The sequence below is a fragment of the Citrobacter sp. Igbk 17 genome (genome assembly GCF_028069775.1).
Taxonomy (GTDB): Bacteria; Pseudomonadota; Gammaproteobacteria; order Enterobacterales; family Enterobacteriaceae; genus Citrobacter.
Window position 1 is genome coordinate 36,057 of sequence record NZ_JANEWI010000024.1, and the last position, 15,522, is coordinate 51,578.

The 15,522-nt window shown below is 52.3% G+C and carries 16 protein-coding genes; 7 read left to right on the forward strand and 9 right to left on the reverse strand.

Annotated features, from left to right (window positions below; translation table 11 throughout):
* Positions 1 to 425 precede the first annotated feature (425 nt).
* Positions 426 to 1,295 carry a MurR/RpiR family transcriptional regulator gene (locus NNO08_RS14905; RefSeq protein WP_137381864.1) on the forward strand — a complete coding sequence of 290 codons (870 nt, stop codon included), beginning with the start codon at positions 426 to 428 and terminating at the stop codon, positions 1,293 to 1,295.
* Positions 1,296 to 1,414: 119 nt separating this feature from the next.
* Positions 1,415 to 2,857, forward strand: a complete 1,443-nt coding sequence (gene pyk, locus NNO08_RS14910) for a pyruvate kinase (RefSeq protein WP_137381575.1) — start codon at positions 1,415 to 1,417, stop codon at positions 2,855 to 2,857.
* Positions 2,858 to 2,941: 84 nt separating this feature from the next.
* Here the strand turns inward: pyk and lpxM are convergent, their stop codons facing one another.
* The 3 genes from lpxM to znuA form a co-directional block, all read right to left on the reverse strand.
* A complete protein-coding gene (lpxM, locus tag NNO08_RS14915; RefSeq protein ID WP_271457004.1) occupies positions 2,942 to 3,913 on the reverse strand; it encodes a lauroyl-Kdo(2)-lipid IV(A) myristoyltransferase in 972 nt (323 codons plus the stop codon).
* A 120-nt stretch (positions 3,914 to 4,033) separates the two neighbouring features.
* Positions 4,034 to 5,353: a murein DD-endopeptidase MepM gene (mepM, locus tag NNO08_RS14920; RefSeq protein ID WP_071887356.1), complete on the reverse strand. Its 1,320-nt coding sequence runs from the start codon at positions 5,351 to 5,353 to the stop codon at positions 4,034 to 4,036.
* Positions 5,354 to 5,368: 15 nt separating this feature from the next.
* Entirely contained in the window at positions 5,369 to 6,313 is a 945-nt protein-coding gene (znuA, locus tag NNO08_RS14925) for a zinc ABC transporter substrate-binding protein ZnuA (RefSeq protein ID WP_005120703.1), read from the reverse strand.
* A gap of 78 nt (positions 6,314 to 6,391) precedes the next feature.
* Here znuA and znuC point away from each other — a divergent pair, with 78 nt between their 5' ends.
* Together znuC and znuB are read left to right on the forward strand one after the other, a co-directional pair.
* Positions 6,392 to 7,147: a zinc ABC transporter ATP-binding protein ZnuC gene (gene znuC / locus NNO08_RS14930; RefSeq protein ID WP_040232396.1), complete on the forward strand. Its 756-nt coding sequence runs from the start codon at positions 6,392 to 6,394 to the stop codon at positions 7,145 to 7,147.
* Positions 7,144 to 7,929 carry a zinc ABC transporter permease subunit ZnuB gene (gene znuB / locus NNO08_RS14935; protein ID WP_137381571.1) on the forward strand — a complete coding sequence of 262 codons (786 nt, stop codon included), beginning with the start codon at positions 7,144 to 7,146 and terminating at the stop codon, positions 7,927 to 7,929. Before znuC ends, znuB begins: the two co-directional genes overlap by 4 nt.
* Before the next feature lie 87 nt (positions 7,930 to 8,016).
* Here the strand turns inward: znuB and ruvB are convergent, their stop codons facing one another.
* The 6 genes from ruvB to aspS all read right to left on the reverse strand — a co-directional run bounded on the left by ruvB (position 8,017) and on the right by aspS (position 13,273).
* A complete protein-coding gene (gene ruvB / locus NNO08_RS14940; protein WP_271450086.1) occupies positions 8,017 to 9,027 on the reverse strand; it encodes a Holliday junction branch migration DNA helicase RuvB in 1,011 nt (336 codons plus the stop codon).
* 8 nt (positions 9,028 to 9,035) lie between these two features.
* Positions 9,036 to 9,647 (reverse strand): Holliday junction branch migration protein RuvA, encoded by a 612-nt coding sequence (gene ruvA / locus NNO08_RS14945; RefSeq protein ID WP_137381569.1) that lies wholly within the window; start codon positions 9,645 to 9,647, stop codon positions 9,036 to 9,038.
* An 80-nt stretch (positions 9,648 to 9,727) separates the two neighbouring features.
* A complete protein-coding gene (gene ruvC / locus NNO08_RS14950) occupies positions 9,728 to 10,249 on the reverse strand; it encodes a crossover junction endodeoxyribonuclease RuvC (RefSeq protein ID WP_003034867.1) in 522 nt (173 codons plus the stop codon).
* A 34-nt stretch (positions 10,250 to 10,283) separates the two neighbouring features.
* Positions 10,284 to 11,027 carry a YebC/PmpR family DNA-binding transcriptional regulator gene (locus tag NNO08_RS14955; protein WP_003833836.1) on the reverse strand — a complete coding sequence of 248 codons (744 nt, stop codon included), beginning with the start codon at positions 11,025 to 11,027 and terminating at the stop codon, positions 10,284 to 10,286.
* Between the two features lie 28 nt (positions 11,028 to 11,055).
* Positions 11,056 to 11,499, reverse strand: a complete 444-nt coding sequence (gene nudB / locus NNO08_RS14960; RefSeq protein ID WP_271457005.1) for a dihydroneopterin triphosphate diphosphatase — start codon at positions 11,497 to 11,499, stop codon at positions 11,056 to 11,058.
* Between the two features lies 1 nt (position 11,500).
* On the reverse strand, positions 11,501 to 13,273 hold the full coding sequence (aspS, locus tag NNO08_RS14965; protein WP_271441788.1) for an aspartate--tRNA ligase: 1,773 nt from the start codon (positions 13,271 to 13,273) through the stop codon (positions 11,501 to 11,503).
* Between the two features lie 286 nt (positions 13,274 to 13,559).
* Here aspS and NNO08_RS14970 point away from each other — a divergent pair, with 286 nt between their 5' ends.
* The 3 genes from NNO08_RS14970 to NNO08_RS14980 all read left to right on the forward strand — a co-directional run bounded on the left by NNO08_RS14970 (position 13,560) and on the right by NNO08_RS14980 (position 15,511).
* Entirely contained in the window at positions 13,560 to 14,126 is a 567-nt protein-coding gene (locus NNO08_RS14970) for a hydrolase (protein ID WP_271457006.1), read from the forward strand.
* Positions 14,123 to 14,941, forward strand: a complete 819-nt coding sequence (locus NNO08_RS14975; protein ID WP_271457007.1) for a DUF72 domain-containing protein — start codon at positions 14,123 to 14,125, stop codon at positions 14,939 to 14,941. Before NNO08_RS14970 ends, NNO08_RS14975 begins: the two co-directional genes overlap by 4 nt.
* Before the next feature lie 174 nt (positions 14,942 to 15,115).
* Positions 15,116 to 15,511, forward strand: coding sequence for an MAPEG family protein (locus NNO08_RS14980; protein ID WP_003833847.1), 396 nt, complete (start codon positions 15,116 to 15,118; stop codon positions 15,509 to 15,511).
* Positions 15,512 to 15,522: the final 11 nt, after the last annotated feature.

The window sequence follows — 15,522 nt, forward strand, 5'->3', positions numbered from 1 at the left end:
TGCTGTTACCGAAAACAGCGGCTAAAGAGGCGCCAGTTAGGCTCAAAATGGATAAAAAAGTCGTTTTTTTTCGTACCCATGAAGAAGTATGAAAACCAGACTTCGATCATGTAATGAAAAAAAACAACAACTATTCTCTCCATTTTGCCCCGTTCCTTCGCTCCCAGGGGTAGTATCTATACACAAAATAATTCGCGTTGCAGGACAGCGGCAAGAGTGTGACAAACTCGTCAGGAACGAATTTTCCCTGCAGAAGGATGTCCCTCATTCCCTCCCGATGAGCTTACTCAAGTAAGTGATTCAGGTGAGTTAACATAGCCAACGCCCCTGCGGCTCGAAGTATGCCGTGTATAACAAAATTATGCCCCGATTTCCCCATATTGCTGAAATCGCTTTTGCCCATGACCCATGAGTCCACCTACATCATGAATATGCTGGAAAAAATCCAGTTAAAACTGGAACATTTGAGCAAGTCAGAACGTAAAGTTGCTGACGTTATTCTTACCTCACCAGACCAGGCAATCCATTCGAGCATTGCTGCGCTGGCGCTGGAAGCCAATGTCAGCGAACCGACCGTTAACCGCTTCTGTCGCAGCATGGATACGCGTGGCTTTCCTGATTTTAAACTGCATCTGGCGCAAAGTCTGGCAAATGGTACCCCATATGTTAATCGCAATGTGGATGAGGATGACAGCGTTGAATCCTACACGGGGAAAATCTTCGAGTCTGCAATGGCAAGCCTTGACCATGTTCGTCAGTCTCTGGATAACGTGGCGGTAAATCGTGCGGTTGATTTGCTCACTCAGGCGAAGAAAATAGCCTTTTTTGGGCTAGGTTCCTCCGCTGCGGTGGCGCATGACGCCATGAATAAATTTTTCCGTTTTAACGTTCCGGTTATCTATTCCGACGACATCGTTCTGCAACGCATGAGCTGTATGAATTGTAGTGATGATGATGTCATTGTGCTCATTTCACACACCGGAAGAACCAAAAGTCTGGTGGAACTGGCACAACTGGCAAGAGAAAACGATGCCATGGTGATTGCCCTGACATCTCCTGGTACTCCGCTGGCACGTGAAGCAACGCTGGCAATTACCCTCGATGTACCGGAAGATACTGACATTTATATGCCCATGGTCTCTCGACTTGCTCAACTTACCGTGATAGATGTGCTGGCTACGGGATTTACTTTGCGCCGTGGGGCAAAATTTAGAGATAACTTGAAGCGTGTCAAGGAAGCGCTCAAGGAATCGCGTTTTGATAAAGAATTACTCATCAAGAGTGATGACCGCTAAAAGCAATAACAATGTTCTACCCTTTTATCATCCGGGTCGTTCATTTTACCGTTTATGTTCGAGAACGGCCGGATCAATGTTCACGCAACACCTAGTTGTTTCAGTCAACGGAGTATTACATGTCCAGAAGGCTTCGCAGAACCAAAATCGTTACCACGTTAGGCCCGGCAACTGACCGCGATAACAACCTTGAAAAAATTATCGCCGCTGGGGCGAACGTTGTACGTATGAACTTTTCACACGGCTCTCCAGAAGATCACAAAATGCGGGCGGATAAAGTCCGTGAGATTGCCGCCAAACTGGGACGTCATGTAGCTATTTTGGGTGACCTGCAGGGACCTAAAATCCGCGTATCGACCTTTAAAGAAGGCAAAGTATTTCTCAATGTTGGCGACAAATTCCTGTTAGACGCCAACCTCGGTAAAGGTGAAGGCGACAAAGAAAAAGTCGGCATCGATTACAAAGGTCTGCCTGCTGACGTCGTGCCGGGCGATATCCTGCTGCTGGATGATGGTCGCGTACAGCTCAAAGTGCTGGAAGTTCAGGGTATGAAAGTTTTCACCGAAGTCACTGTCGGTGGCCCGCTCTCCAACAATAAAGGCATCAACAAACTTGGCGGTGGCCTTTCTGCTGAAGCGCTGACGGAAAAAGACAAAGCAGACATCATTACTGCAGCGCAAATCAGCGTTGACTATCTGGCGGTCTCCTTCCCTCGCTGCGGCGAAGATCTGAATTATGCCCGCCGTCTGGCGCGCGACGCAGGCTGCGATGCGAAAATCGTTGCCAAGGTAGAGCGTGCTGAAGCCGTCTGCGACCAGAATGCGATGGATGACATCATCCTTGCCTCTGACGTGGTAATGGTTGCGCGTGGTGACCTGGGCGTGGAAATCGGTGACCCGGAACTGGTCGGTATTCAGAAAGCGTTGATCCGTCGCGCACGTCAACTGAACCGTGCGGTAATTACCGCAACGCAGATGATGGAGTCGATGATCACTAACCCAATGCCGACCCGTGCAGAAGTCATGGACGTGGCAAACGCCGTTCTGGATGGGACTGATGCCGTTATGCTGTCTGCAGAAACTGCCGCAGGCCAGTACCCGGCGGAAACCGTCGCAGCGATGGCTCGCGTCTGTCTGGGTGCAGAGAAAATCCCGAGCATCAACGTTTCTAAACACCGTCTCGACGTACAGTTTGATAATGTCGAAGAAGCTATCGCTATGTCAGCGATGTATGCCGCGAACCATCTGAAAGGCGTTACCGCTATCATCGCCATGACCGAGTCCGGCCGTACTGCGCTGATGACATCCCGCATCAGTTCTGGCCTGCCAATTTTCGCGATGTCTCGTCATGAGCGTACGCTGAATCTGACCTCTCTGTACCGTGGCGTTACGCCGGTCCACTTTGACAGCGAAACTGACGGTGTAGTGGCTGCCAACGAAGCGGTCAATCTGCTGCGCGACAAAGGTTACCTGGTGTCAGGCGATCTGGTGATTGTGACCCAGGGTGATGTCATGAGCACCATCGGTTCCACCAACACCACACGTATTCTGACTGTAGAATAACGACGCTGCTGACTGCCTGATATTACTCGCTATTCAGCGACGGGTCATCTGATACAAAAAAGCCTCTCGAACGAGAGGCTTTTTCTATTTCTTAGGATAAAGATCTTTGCGTTTATACGGTTCAATTTCGCCGGGTTTGCGGGTCTTTAGCAGTTTCAGAATCCAGGTGTATTGTTCGAGATGCGGGGTGACAAAAATCTCCACTTCTTCATTCATCCGTCTGGCAATGGTATGGTCATCGGCCGTCAGAATGTCATCCATGGGTGGGCGTACCTGAATCGTCAGACGATGCGTTTTGCCATCGTACACCGGGAATAGCGGTACTACGCGCGCATGACAAACCTTCATCAGACGACCAATTGCCGGTAACGTTGCTTTATAGGTCGCGAAGAAATCCACAAACTCGCTGTGCTCCGGGCCGTGGTCCTGATCCGGTAAGTAATATCCCCAGTATCCCTGCCGAACTGACTGAATAAAAGGTTTAATACCGTCGTTACGTGCATGTAAACGGCCGCCAAAACGTCGACGTACCGTATTCCAGACATAGTCAAATACCGGATTGCCCTGGTTATGGAACATCGCTGCCATTTTCTGGCCTTGAGATGCCATCAGCATTGCCGGGATATCAACACCCCAGCCGTGAGGGACGAGAAAAATCACCTTTTCCTCATTACGTCGCATCTCATCGATAATTTCCAGGCCCTGCCAGTCAACGCGGTGCTGGATTTTCTCCGGACCGCGCATGGCTAATTCTGCCATCATAACCATCGCCTGAGGCGCAGTCGCGAACATCTCATCAACGATGGCCTCACGCTCGGCTTCGCTGCGCTCAGGAAAACAGAGGGATAAATTGATAAGCGCTCTACGACGCGAACTTTTCCCCAGCCGTCCGGCAAGCCGTCCCAGTTTCGCCAGAATGGGATCGCGAAATGATGCTGGCGTTAATGCAATCCCTGCAATCGCCGCCACGCCAAGCCAGGCGCCCCAGTAGCGCGGGTGACGGAATGATTTATGAAACTCAGGGATATACTCAATACTCTTTTTTTTCGTTTCCATGCTCTTCCAGTATCGGGGGCCGCGAAAAAGTAAATCTGCTGATAGTGTAGCGGCGCACCGTGTCCCGTACAAAATAAAAAAGCCGGCACGCATAGCGTACCGGCTCTGTCCGTGTATTTATTAATCGAAGCGTAACTGAGGCAGAACCTCTTTCACCTGTGCCAGATACTCGGTACGATCTGAACCGCTCAGCCCTTCCGTACGCGGCAGTTTTGCCGTCAACGGGTTCACCGCCTGCTGGTTGACCCATACTTCGTAGTGCAGGTGCGGGCCAGTAGAACGCCCAGTGTTACCTGACAGCGCAATACGATCGCCACGTTTCACTTTTTGCCCTGGTTTAACCAGCAGCTTACGCAGGTGCATGTAACGGGTGGTGTAAGTGCGACCGTGACGAACAGCTACATAGTATCCGGCCGCGCCACTACGTTTCGCGACTACCACTTCTCCATCACCGACTGACAACACCGGCGTACCTTGCGGCATCGCAAAGTCGACACCTTTGTGCGGTGCAACCCGTCCGGTTACCGGATTCAGGCGACGTGGATTGAAGTTTGACGAAATACGGAATTGCTTCGCCGTAGGGAAACGCATAAACCCTTTAGCAAGCCCGGTCCCGTTACGGTCATAGAATTTACCGTCTTCAGCACGGATCGCGTAATAATCTTTGCCTTCAGAGCGCAAACGAACACCCAGCAGTTGACTTTGTTCGCGTTTACCGTCCAGCATCTCGCGAGACATCAAAACGGAGAACTCATCGCCTTTCTTCAGCTTGCGAAAGTCCATCTGCCATTGCATCGCTTTAATCACCGCGCTGATTTCAGAGCTGGTCAGGCCGGCATCTCTTGCACTGGCGACAAAACTACCGCCCACCGTACCGTTGATTCGGCTGTTGACCCAGTCACCCTGTTGCATTTCGCTGCTCATTTTGAAACCCGTTGCCGTACGATCATAAGTACGGGTTTCACGGCGGGAGACTTCCCAGGTCAGGCGCTGCAAATCTCCTTCCGAAGACAGTGTCCAGGAAAGTTGCTGGCCAATTTTTAGGTTACGTAAATCTTTATCAGATGCGGCAAGCTGGCTGATATCGCCCATATCAATGCCGTACTGGTTCAGAATACTGCTCAGCGTATCGCCGGTAGAAACAACATACTCATGAACCCCGGCCTCGCCAGAGGTCTTATCATCGAGTTCGTCCTGAGGGATAGCTTCATCTTCCTGAGCGGCTTGATCGATAGGTTCGCTGGCCTCTGGCAGCAGTGAACGTATCTCGCTTTTTTCCAGCTCAATAGTTTTAACGATGGGTGCAGAGTCGGGATGGTATACATAAGGCCGCCAGACTGCGACGGCCAATGTCAGAACAGTAAGCGACCCCAACATAACACGATGGGGTCGCGGCAAATTATTAAATGCCAGAGCGACAGAGCGGGCTATCTGTTGCACGTATTCACTTCCTCATTAATCTCCTTTCAGGCAGCTCGCATACTGGTTGGCTAATTGGTTCAGAAACGCTGAATAGCTTGTTTTACCCAGTTTGATATTCGTTCCGAGGGGATCCAACGTTCCCATTCGAACGGATGTCCCTCTCGCTACGGCTTCAACGACCGCTGGCCTGAACTGTGGCTCAGCAAAAACGCAGGTTGCTTTTTGCTCAACCAACTGTGTTCTTATTTCATGTAAACGCTGCGCACCAGGTTGAATCTCAGGGTTCACGGTAAAGTGACCAAGCGGCGTTAGCCCGTAGTGTTTTTCGTAGTAGCCATAGGCGTCATGAAAAACAAAATACCCTTTCCCCTTGAGCGGTGCGAGCTCGTTACCTACCTGCTTATCGGTTGCGGCTAATTGTGCCTCAAAATCCTTCAGGTTGGCGTCAAGTTTGGCTCGACTTTGCGGCATAAGTTCCACTAATTTATCATGGATTGCAACCGCTGAGGCCCGCGCTATCTCTGGGGAAAGCCAAAGATGCATGTTGTAATCACCATGATGGTGATGCTCGTCACTTTTTTCGCCGTGAGCGTCGTTATGCCCATGATCGTCATCATCATCGTCAGCGCCTTTCATGAGTAACGGTTTCACGTCATTGAGCTGCGCAATCGTTACCTGTTTTGCGTTAGGAATATTCTTGACTGACTTTTCCATAAACGCCTCCATTTCCGGACCGATCCAAACGACTAAGTCCGCGTTCTGTAAGCGTTTTACATCTGAAGGGCGCAGCGAATAATCGTGTTCGGAAGCCCCGTCAGGCAGCAGAACCTGGGTGTCTGTAACCCCATCTGCAATCGCTGAGGCAATAAAGCCCAGCGGCTTAAGTGACGCCACTACAGCGGCATTTGCAGCCTGAGTTGCACTACCCCAAAGAGCAGCGGATAATGCTGCGAAAAGAAGCGTATTTTTATGTAACATAATGCGACCAATCATCGTAACGAATGTGAGAAATGTGATATTATAACATTCTATAACTTCTGCAAGACTAAAATTGATATGACGACTTTGGTTTCACTGGAAAATGTCTCGGTCTCTTATGGTCAACGCCGCGTCCTTTCTGACGTATCGCTTGAACTTCGACCCGGCAAAATTTTAACGCTTCTTGGCCCGAATGGGGCCGGAAAGTCTACGCTGGTGCGCGTTGTATTGGGACTGGTAGCGGCTGATGAAGGGGTTATCAAGCGCAACGGGCATTTGCGGATTGGCTACGTACCGCAAAAACTGTACCTCGATACAACACTTCCGCTGACGGTGAGCCGCTTTTTGCGCTTACGTCCTGGCACAAAGAAAGCCGACATTCTCCCTGCGCTGAAGCGTGTTCAGGCCGGGCATCTGATGGATGCTCCGATGCAAAAACTGTCCGGTGGGGAAACGCAGCGTGTCTTGCTGGCCCGAGCATTGCTAAATAAACCACAGCTCCTGGTGCTCGATGAACCGACTCAGGGAGTGGATGTGAATGGTCAGGTTGCACTGTACGATCTTATCGATCAATTGCGACGCGAGCTGGATTGCGCCGTGCTGATGGTCTCCCATGACCTGCACCTGGTCATGGCAAAAACCGACGAAGTCCTGTGTCTGAACCACCACATTTGCTGCTCCGGCACACCAGAGGTGGTTTCAATGCACCCCGAATTCATTTCTATGTTCGGGCAACGCGGCGCTGAACAACTCGGAATTTACCGTCACAACCATAATCATCGCCACGATTTACAGGGTCGCATTGTTTTACGCCGGGGAAATGGTCACTCATGATTGAATTATTATTACCCGGCTGGTTAGCCGGGATCATGCTGGCCTGCGCTGCTGGCCCGCTTGGCTCGTTTGTGGTCTGGCGTCGGATGTCTTATTTTGGCGATACGCTGGCGCACGCATCACTGCTGGGCGTTGCGTTTGGTCTGCTGCTGGATGTAAACCCCTTTTATGCTGTTATCGTCGTCACCCTGCTGCTGGCCGCAGGCCTGGTATGGCTGGAGAAGCGCCCGCACCTCGCGATTGATACCCTGCTCGGTATTATGGCGCACAGCGCGCTGTCATTAGGCCTGGTGGTTGTCAGCCTGATGTCGAACATTCGTGTGGATCTGATGGCCTATCTGTTTGGCGATCTGCTCGCCGTCACCCCAGAAGATCTGGTGGCCATTGCCATTGGTGTCGTGGTTGTACTGGCTATTCTGTTCTGGCAGTGGCGTAACCTGCTGTCGATGACTATCAGCCCGGATCTGGCCTTTGTTGATGGCGTGAAGCTGCAACGTGTCAAGCTATTGCTGATGCTGGTCACAGCACTCACTATAGGTGTGGCGATGAAATTCGTCGGGGCACTGATTATCACATCACTGCTGATCATTCCTGCGGCTACCGCACGTCGTTTCGCCCGTACACCCGAACAGATGGCGGGCGTTGCCGTAGGTGTAGGGATGATAGCGGTTACAGGCGGGCTGACCTTCTCAGCGTTTTATGACACACCGGCGGGGCCATCCGTGGTGCTTTGCGCTGCGCTGCTGTTTATCTTTAGTATGATGAAGAAGCAAGCGAGCTGAGCATGTGTTGCCCGGTGGCGCTGCGCTTACCGGGCCTACAAAATCGCCAGGCCTGATTAGCGTAGCGCCATCAGGCATTATTGGGGCTTAAGGCATTTCCGGCGGTGTAATGCCAAAGTGGTTCCATGCCCGCACCGTTGCCATGCGCCCACGTGGGGTACGTTGTAGAAAGCCTTGCTGAATCAAATACGGTTCCAGCACGTCCTCAATGGTTTCACGTTCTTCGCCGATTGCCGCCGCCAGGTTATCCAACCCGACCGGACCACCAAAGAATTTATCGATCACCGCCAGCAACAGCTTGCGGTCCATATAATCGAAGCCTTCAGCATCGACATTGAGCATATCCAGTGCCTGGGCCGCGATATCCGCCGAGATGGTGCCGTCATGCTTCACTTCGGCGAAATCACGCACACGACGCAGTAAACGGTTAGCAATACGCGGCGTACCGCGTGCCCGGCGTGCAACCTCCAGCGCCCCTTCGTCACTCATCTCCAGCCCCATAAAGCGGGCACTGCGTCCAACAATGTGCTGAAGATCAGCGACCTGATAGAACTCCAGGCGCTGCACAATGCCAAAGCGATCACGCAGTGGAGACGTTAACGAACCCGCACGCGTTGTGGCGCCAATCAGGGTAAACGGCGGCAGATCGATTTTAATTGAACGTGCTGCCGGGCCTTCGCCAATCATGATATCCAGCTGATAGTCTTCCATTGCCGGATACAACACCTCTTCCACTACCGGTGACAAGCGATGGATTTCATCAATAAACAGCACATCATGGGGTTCGAGATTGGTGAGCATAGCCGCCAGATCGCCTGCTTTTTCCAGCACCGGACCGGACGTAGTACGCAGGTTGACGCCCATTTCATTGGCAACAATATTGGCAAGCGTGGTTTTACCCAGACCCGGAGGACCAAAAATCAGCAGGTGATCGAGGGCATCACCGCGCAGCTTCGCCGCCTGGATAAAAATTTCCATCTGCGAACGTACCTGAGGCTGGCCGATATACTCTTCCAGCAATCTGGGGCGGATCGCACGATCCACCAGGTCTTCAGGGGTAGTGCTGGCAGCCGAAATCAGGCGATCTGCTTCAATCATCCTTTACCTCACAATGCCGCGCGAAGGGCTTCGCGAATCAGGGTTTCACTGCTGGCATCAGGGCGAGCAATTTTGCTTACCATGCGGCTGGCTTCTTGTGGTTTATAGCCTAACGCTACCAGCGCAGCAACCGCTTCCTGCTCGGCATCATCGCTTACCGGACCGGCAGGTGATGTCAGCACCAGATCGGCTGCCGGAGTAAAGAGATCGCCATGCAGTCCTTTAAAGCGGTCTTTCATTTCGACAATCAAACGCTCCGCCGTTTTCTTACCGATACCCGGTAATTTCACTAACGCACCAAGCTCTTCGCGCTCAACAGCATTTACGAACTGCTGCGCAGACATGCCGGAGAGGATCGCCAGCGCCAGCTTCGGCCCCACGCCGTTGGTTTTAATTAGCTCTTTAAACAGCGTGCGTTCTTGCTTATTGTTAAAGCCATACAGCAGTTGTGCGTCTTCGCGCACCACAAAATGCGTGAAGATGATCGCTTCCTGCCCGGCTTCCGGCAGCTCGTAGAAACAGGTCATCGGCATATGCACTTCATAGCCTACCCCGCCCGTTTCCAGAAGGACCAGTGGGGGTTGTTTTTCAAGAATGATGCCTCTGAGTCTGCCTATCACATGACGCTCCTGCGTTAAGGGCTAAAAGGTAATGCGCTATCATAAAAAAAGGCTGGATAGATATCCAGCCTCATTTGTCACTAACGTAACCTGCCGCGCGCTAAATTTAACCTCGACTCACTCATTTGCATGGCGTTCTGGCTGACATGGCAGTGGGTAATGGCAATCGCCAGCGCATCCGCAGCATCCGCCTGAGGGTTAGCCGGGAGCTTGAGCAGCGTACGCACCATGTGCTGTACCTGGCTTTTTTCCGCGCTGCCGATACCGACGACTGTCTGTTTAACCTGTCGGGCAGCATACTCAAACACCGGAAGATCCTGATTGGTCGCAGCAACAATCGCTACGCCGCGCGCCTGTCCCAGCTTCAGCGCCGAATCGGCATTTTTCGCCATAAAGACCTGCTCGATGGCAAAATAATCCGGCTGGAACTGGGTGATGATTTCCGTCACCCCCGCGTATATCAATTTCAGACGTGACGGGAGATCATCAACTTTGGTGCGAATACAACCACTGCCGAGGTAGGTCAGCTGTCTGCCGACCTGACGGATTACACCATAACCGGTAATGCGCGACCCCGGATCAATGCCGAGAATGATAGACATCACGCATCTCCTGTTATTTTATGGCTTAACCACATCATTCTAACGTAGCTGCAACCTCATCGGAGATTTCGCCGTTGTGGTAAACTTCCTGCACGTCATCGCAATCTTCCAGCATATCGATCAGACGCATCAGCTTCGGCGCTGTTTCTGCATCCATATCCGCTTTGGTGGATGGGATCATAGAAACTTCAGCCGCGTCCGCTTTCAGACCTGCCGCTTCCAGCGCATCACGAACTTTCCCCATCTCTTCCCACGCGGTGTAAACGTCAATCGCGCCGTCGTCGAAGGTTACAACATCTTCAGCACCGGCTTCCAGTGCCGCTTCCATGATGGCGTCTTCGTCGCCTTGCTCAAAGGAGATCACGCCTTTCTTGCTGAACAGGTATGCAACGGAACCGTCAGTACCGAGGTTGCCGCCTGTTTTAGTGAATGCGTGGCGCACTTCCGCAACGGTACGGTTACGGTTATCAGACAGACATTCAATCATAACGGCTGTACCACCAGGACCGTAACCTTCATAGATGATGGTTTCCATGTTGGAATCTTCATCACCGCCCACGCCGCGCGCGATTGCACGGTTCAGGGTGTCACGGGTCATGTTGTTTGCCAGCGCTTTATCAACCGCGGCACGCAGACGCGGGTTAGCATCCGGATCGCCGCCACCCAGTTTAGCCGCCGTCACCAGCTCACGAATGATTTTGGTGAAGATCTTACCGCGCTTAGCATCCTGCGCTGCTTTACGATGTCTGGTGTTGGCCCATTTACTATGACCTGCCATAAATAATCTCTCCAAAAAGCGCGCCTTCTCAGGCGACGTTAATTACAAACTCTTCAATCGCCTGCCGGTTACTCCACGACTTGGTTAACTGTGCAGCCTCGTGCGCATTAACCCAACGGTAGGTCAAATGTTCGGTGAACACGATCTTTCGTTCAGTGGGCAGAGCCAGGCAAAACCAGGACTCCATATTACGTACAATTCCTGGCGCATAGCGATGACGTAAATGACTAAAAATCTCAAACTCCACCGTGCGCTGGCAGTCAATTAAGGTCAGTTGCTCACGCGCAACATCAATGGCGACCTCTTCCTTTACTTCGCGCAGGGCGGCTTGCGACGCGGTTTCACCTTCTTCAAGGCTGCCGGTGACCGACTGCCAAAAATCAGGATCGTCGCGTCGCTGTAACATCAGCACTCTCCCGGTGTCCTTTGCATAAATCACGACTAACACCGAGACAGGCTGCTTATATGCCATATCAGTTATTCTCGGCCTTCTTAACAACCTGAATGCTCAGTTCCGCCAGCGCAGCTTCGTTGGCAAAGCTCGGCGCTTCGGTCATCAGACATGCGGCAGCTGTCGTTTTCGGGAAAGCAATAACGTCACGGATGTTATCCGTTCCGGTCAGCAGCATGGTCAGACGATCCAGGCCAAACGCCAGGCCCGCGTGCGGCGGTGTACCGTATTTTAGCGCGTCCAGCAGGAAGCCGAACTTCTCGCGCTGCTCTTGTTCGTTGATACCCAGAATACCAAATACGGTCTGCTGCATATCACCGTTATGGATACGTACAGAACCGCCGCCTACTTCGTAGCCGTTGATAACCATATCGTACGCATTGGCAACCGCATCTTCCGGCGCAGCTTTCAGCTCAGCCGCCGTCATGTCTTTCGGTGAGGTGAACGGATGGTGCATTGCGGTCAGACCACCTTCACCATCGTCTTCAAACATTGGGAAGTCGATAACCCACAACGGCGCCCATTTGGATTCGTCGGTCAGGTTCAGATCTTTACCCAGTTTCAGGCGCAGAGCCCCCATCGCGTCGGCAACCACTTTCTTGTTGTCGGCACCGAAGAAGATCATATCGCCGTCTTGTGCGCCAGTACGTTCCAGAATAGCTTCAATGATTTCAGCATTCAGGAACTTGGCCACCGGGCTGGTTATCCCTTCCAGACCTTTTGCACGCTCGGTGACTTTAATGTATGCCAAACCTTTCGCACCGTAGATCTTAATGAAGTTACCGTAATCGTCGATCTGCTTACGGCTAAGTGCGGCGCCGCCAGGTACGCGCAGAGCCGCTACACGCCCTTTCGGATCGTTAGCCGGACCAGAGAACACGGCGAATTCAACAGATTTCAGCAGATCAGCAACGTCCACCAGCTCCATCGGGTTACGCAGATCCGGCTTATCGGAACCGTAACGACGCTCTGCTTCAGCAAAGGTCATGATCGGGAAATCGCCCAGGTCCACACCTTTTACTTCCTGCCACAGATTACGCACCAGCGCTTCCATCACTTCACGCACCTGCGGTGCGGTCATGAAGGAGGTCTCAACATCGATCTGAGTAAATTCAGGCTGGCGGTCAGCACGTAAATCTTCATCACGGAAGCATTTTACGATCTGGTAGTAACGGTCGAAGCCAGACATCATCAGCAGTTGTTTGAACAACTGAGGAGACTGTGGCAGAGCGTAGAATTTACCTTTATGTACGCGAGACGGTACCAGGTAGTCGCGCGCACCTTCTGGCGTCGCTTTCGTCAGCATCGGCGTTTCAATGTCGAGGAAGCCGTGGTCGTCCATGAAGCGACGCACCAGGCTGGTAATTTTGGCACGCGTTTTCAGACGCTGCGCCATTTCAGGGCGACGCAGATCGAGGTAGCGATACTTCAGACGAGCTTCTTCAGTATTTACGTGGTTAGAGTCGAGCGGCAGTGAATCTGAACGGTTGATAATGACCAGATCGGATGCCAGCACTTCAATTTCGCCCGTCGCCATATCGGCGTTGACGTTTTTCGCGTCACGCGCACGCACGGTGCCCGTTACCTGAATGCAGAACTCATTACGCAGTTCGGAGGCCAGCTTTAACGCGTCCGCACGGTCCGGATCGAAAAATACCTGCACGATACCTTCGCGGTCGCGCATATCGATAAAGATCAGGCTACCAAGATCACGACGACGGTTGACCCAACCACACAGAGTCACCTGCTGCCCCTCGTGGGACAGACGTAGCTGTCCGCAATATTCTGTACGCATGAGATATCCCTTAACTTTGCCGCAGGCGGATTGTCACCTGCCCGGCAGATGACGAAGTCGCAGCTTTAGCTGAATGTCACAACTGAATGAAAAAAGGCGGCTATTATACTGGAAATTCTGCCGCACGATAAGAGCCTACTGGGGTAGACTCTCAGTCCGGTACTGACTGTACGCGTGTTTCCTAAGCGGGTATTGCGTAATCTCACAAAAAATAACAAAAATTGTCGCCCCTTTCACACAGATTCGCGATTAAGGTGTAACGGAAATCTTTTTTACTGGAGTCACCATGCTGGAACTGAACGCAAAAACAACCGCACTTGTCGTCATCGATCTACAGGAAGGGATCTTGCCTTTCGCGGGTGGGCCTCATTCGGCAAACGACGTCGTCGCTCGCGCAGCACAACTAGCGGAAAAATTCCGTACCCACGGTTCACCGGTGGTGATGGTTCGTGTCGGCTGGTCTGCGGATTATGCCGAAGCGCTAAAACAACCGGTTGATGCCCCCGCGCCAGCCAAAGCATTACCCGACAACTGGTGGGAATACCCGCAAGCGCTGGGAAAATGTACGACAGACCTGGAGGTTACCAAGCGCCAGTGGGGAGCATTCTACGGTACTGACCTGGAACTACAGCTGCGCCGTCGCGGTATCGACACCATCGTCCTTTGCGGGATCTCCACCAATATCGGCGTCGAATCCACTGCGCGTAACGCCTGGGAGCTGGGTTTTAGCCTGATCGTTGCCGAAGACGCCTGCAGTGCCGCCAGCGCCGACCAGCATCAGGGCAGCATGACGCATATTTTCCCACGCATTGCCCGTGTACGTCGCGTTGACGAGATCCTACAAGCGTTATGATCTATATCGGCTTACCCCAGTGGTCACACCCGAAATGGGTGCGTCTGGGGATCACCAGCCTTGAAGAGTATGCCCACCACTTTAACTGCGTGGAGGGTAATACCACGCTGTACGCCTTGCCGAAAGCCGAGATTGTTGACCGCTGGTTTGCACAAACCAGCGACGATTTTCGCTTCTGTTTCAAATTCCCGGCCACCATCTCGCATCAGGCCGCACTGCGGAATTGCGATGGCCTGGTACAGGAATTTTTTACGCGCATGTCACCGCTGGATGCCCGTATCGGACAATACTGGTTGCAGCTACCTGCCACGTTCGGCCCGCGTGACCTCCCTGCCCTGTGGCAATTCCTCGATGCTCTCCCTAAAACGTTTACCTACGGTGTCGAGGTTCGTCATCCGGATTTCTTTGCGAAAGGTGAATCAGAGGTTCAGCTCAATCGGGGTCTGCATGAACGCGGGGTTAATCGGGTCATTTTAGACAGTCGTCCGGTCCATGCCGCGATCCCACACACGGAAGCAATTCGCGATGCTCAACGTAAGAAACCGAAGGTCCCGGTCCATGCGGTAGTCACGGCAAACCACCCGATGGTCCGTTTTATCGGTAGTGATAACATGACACAGAATCGGCAGTTCTTTGCCGCCTGGTTGGCAAAGTTGTCACTCTGGCAACAGACCACCACGCCTTATCTGTTTTTGCACACGCCGGATATTGCACAGGCTCCACAGCTGGTAGACACGCTATGGGCGGATTTGCGTAGTGCCCTGCCAGAGATCGGATCAGCACCCTCGATTCCACAGCAATCTTCTCTTTTCTGAAAATGCCACCTATCATAGTCAATGCCATCAACCCAACCGTACTCTAAATAATTCGAGTTGCAGGAAGATGGCAAGGGAGAGAATCCCCTGGAGCTTACATAAGTAAGTGACTGGGGGGAGCGAGTACAGCCACCGCGCATGCAACTTGAAGTATGACGAGGAAAGGGAGTTTGTATGGTAAGCGCGCTTTATGCCGTCCTGGGTGCGTTATTGTTAATAAAGTTCTCCTTTGACGTCGTTCGCCTGCGCATGCAATATCGCGTTGCCTATGGTGATGGCGGCTTTAGTGAGCTGCAAAGCGCTATTCGCATTCACGGTAATGCAGTGGAATATATTCCCGTTGCATTAGTGTTGCTGCTTTTTATGGAAATGAACGGCGCTGAAACGTGGATGGTGCATATTTGCGGGTTGATGTTGATAGCCGGGCGACTGATGCACTATTACGGATTCCATCACCGTCTTTTCCGCTGGCGTCGTTCCGGCATGAGCGCCACCTGGTGTTCACTGTTGCTAATGGTGCTGGCGAATCTTTGGTATATGCCCTGGGAGTTGGTTTTCTCCCTGCATTAGCGCACAATACG

Coding starts and splice junctions, on each gene's coding strand:
- NNO08_RS14905 (WP_137381864.1), top strand. CDS start 426: ATGAATATGCTGGAAAAAATCCAGTTAAAACTGGAACATTTGAGCAAG.
- pyk (WP_137381575.1), top strand. CDS start 1,415: ATGTCCAGAAGGCTTCGCAGAACCAAAATCGTTACCACGTTAGGCCCG.
- lpxM (WP_271457004.1), bottom strand. CDS start 3,913: ATGGAAACGAAAAAAAAGAGTATTGAGTATATCCCTGAGTTTCATAAA.
- znuA (WP_005120703.1), bottom strand. CDS start 6,313: ATGTTACATAAAAATACGCTTCTTTTCGCAGCATTATCCGCTGCTCTT.
- znuC (WP_040232396.1), top strand. CDS start 6,392: ATGACGACTTTGGTTTCACTGGAAAATGTCTCGGTCTCTTATGGTCAA.
- znuB (WP_137381571.1), top strand. CDS start 7,144: ATGATTGAATTATTATTACCCGGCTGGTTAGCCGGGATCATGCTGGCC.
- ruvB (WP_271450086.1), bottom strand. CDS start 9,027: ATGATTGAAGCAGATCGCCTGATTTCGGCTGCCAGCACTACCCCTGAA.
- ruvC (WP_003034867.1), bottom strand. CDS start 10,249: ATGTCTATCATTCTCGGCATTGATCCGGGGTCGCGCATTACCGGTTAT.
- NNO08_RS14955 (WP_003833836.1), bottom strand. CDS start 11,027: ATGGCAGGTCATAGTAAATGGGCCAACACCAGACATCGTAAAGCAGCG.
- nudB (WP_271457005.1), bottom strand. CDS start 11,499: ATGGCATATAAGCAGCCTGTCTCGGTGTTAGTCGTGATTTATGCAAAG.
- aspS (WP_271441788.1), bottom strand. CDS start 13,273: ATGCGTACAGAATATTGCGGACAGCTACGTCTGTCCCACGAGGGGCAG.
- NNO08_RS14970 (WP_271457006.1), top strand. CDS start 13,560: ATGCTGGAACTGAACGCAAAAACAACCGCACTTGTCGTCATCGATCTA.
- NNO08_RS14975 (WP_271457007.1), top strand. CDS start 14,123: ATGATCTATATCGGCTTACCCCAGTGGTCACACCCGAAATGGGTGCGT.
- NNO08_RS14980 (WP_003833847.1), top strand. CDS start 15,116: ATGGTAAGCGCGCTTTATGCCGTCCTGGGTGCGTTATTGTTAATAAAG.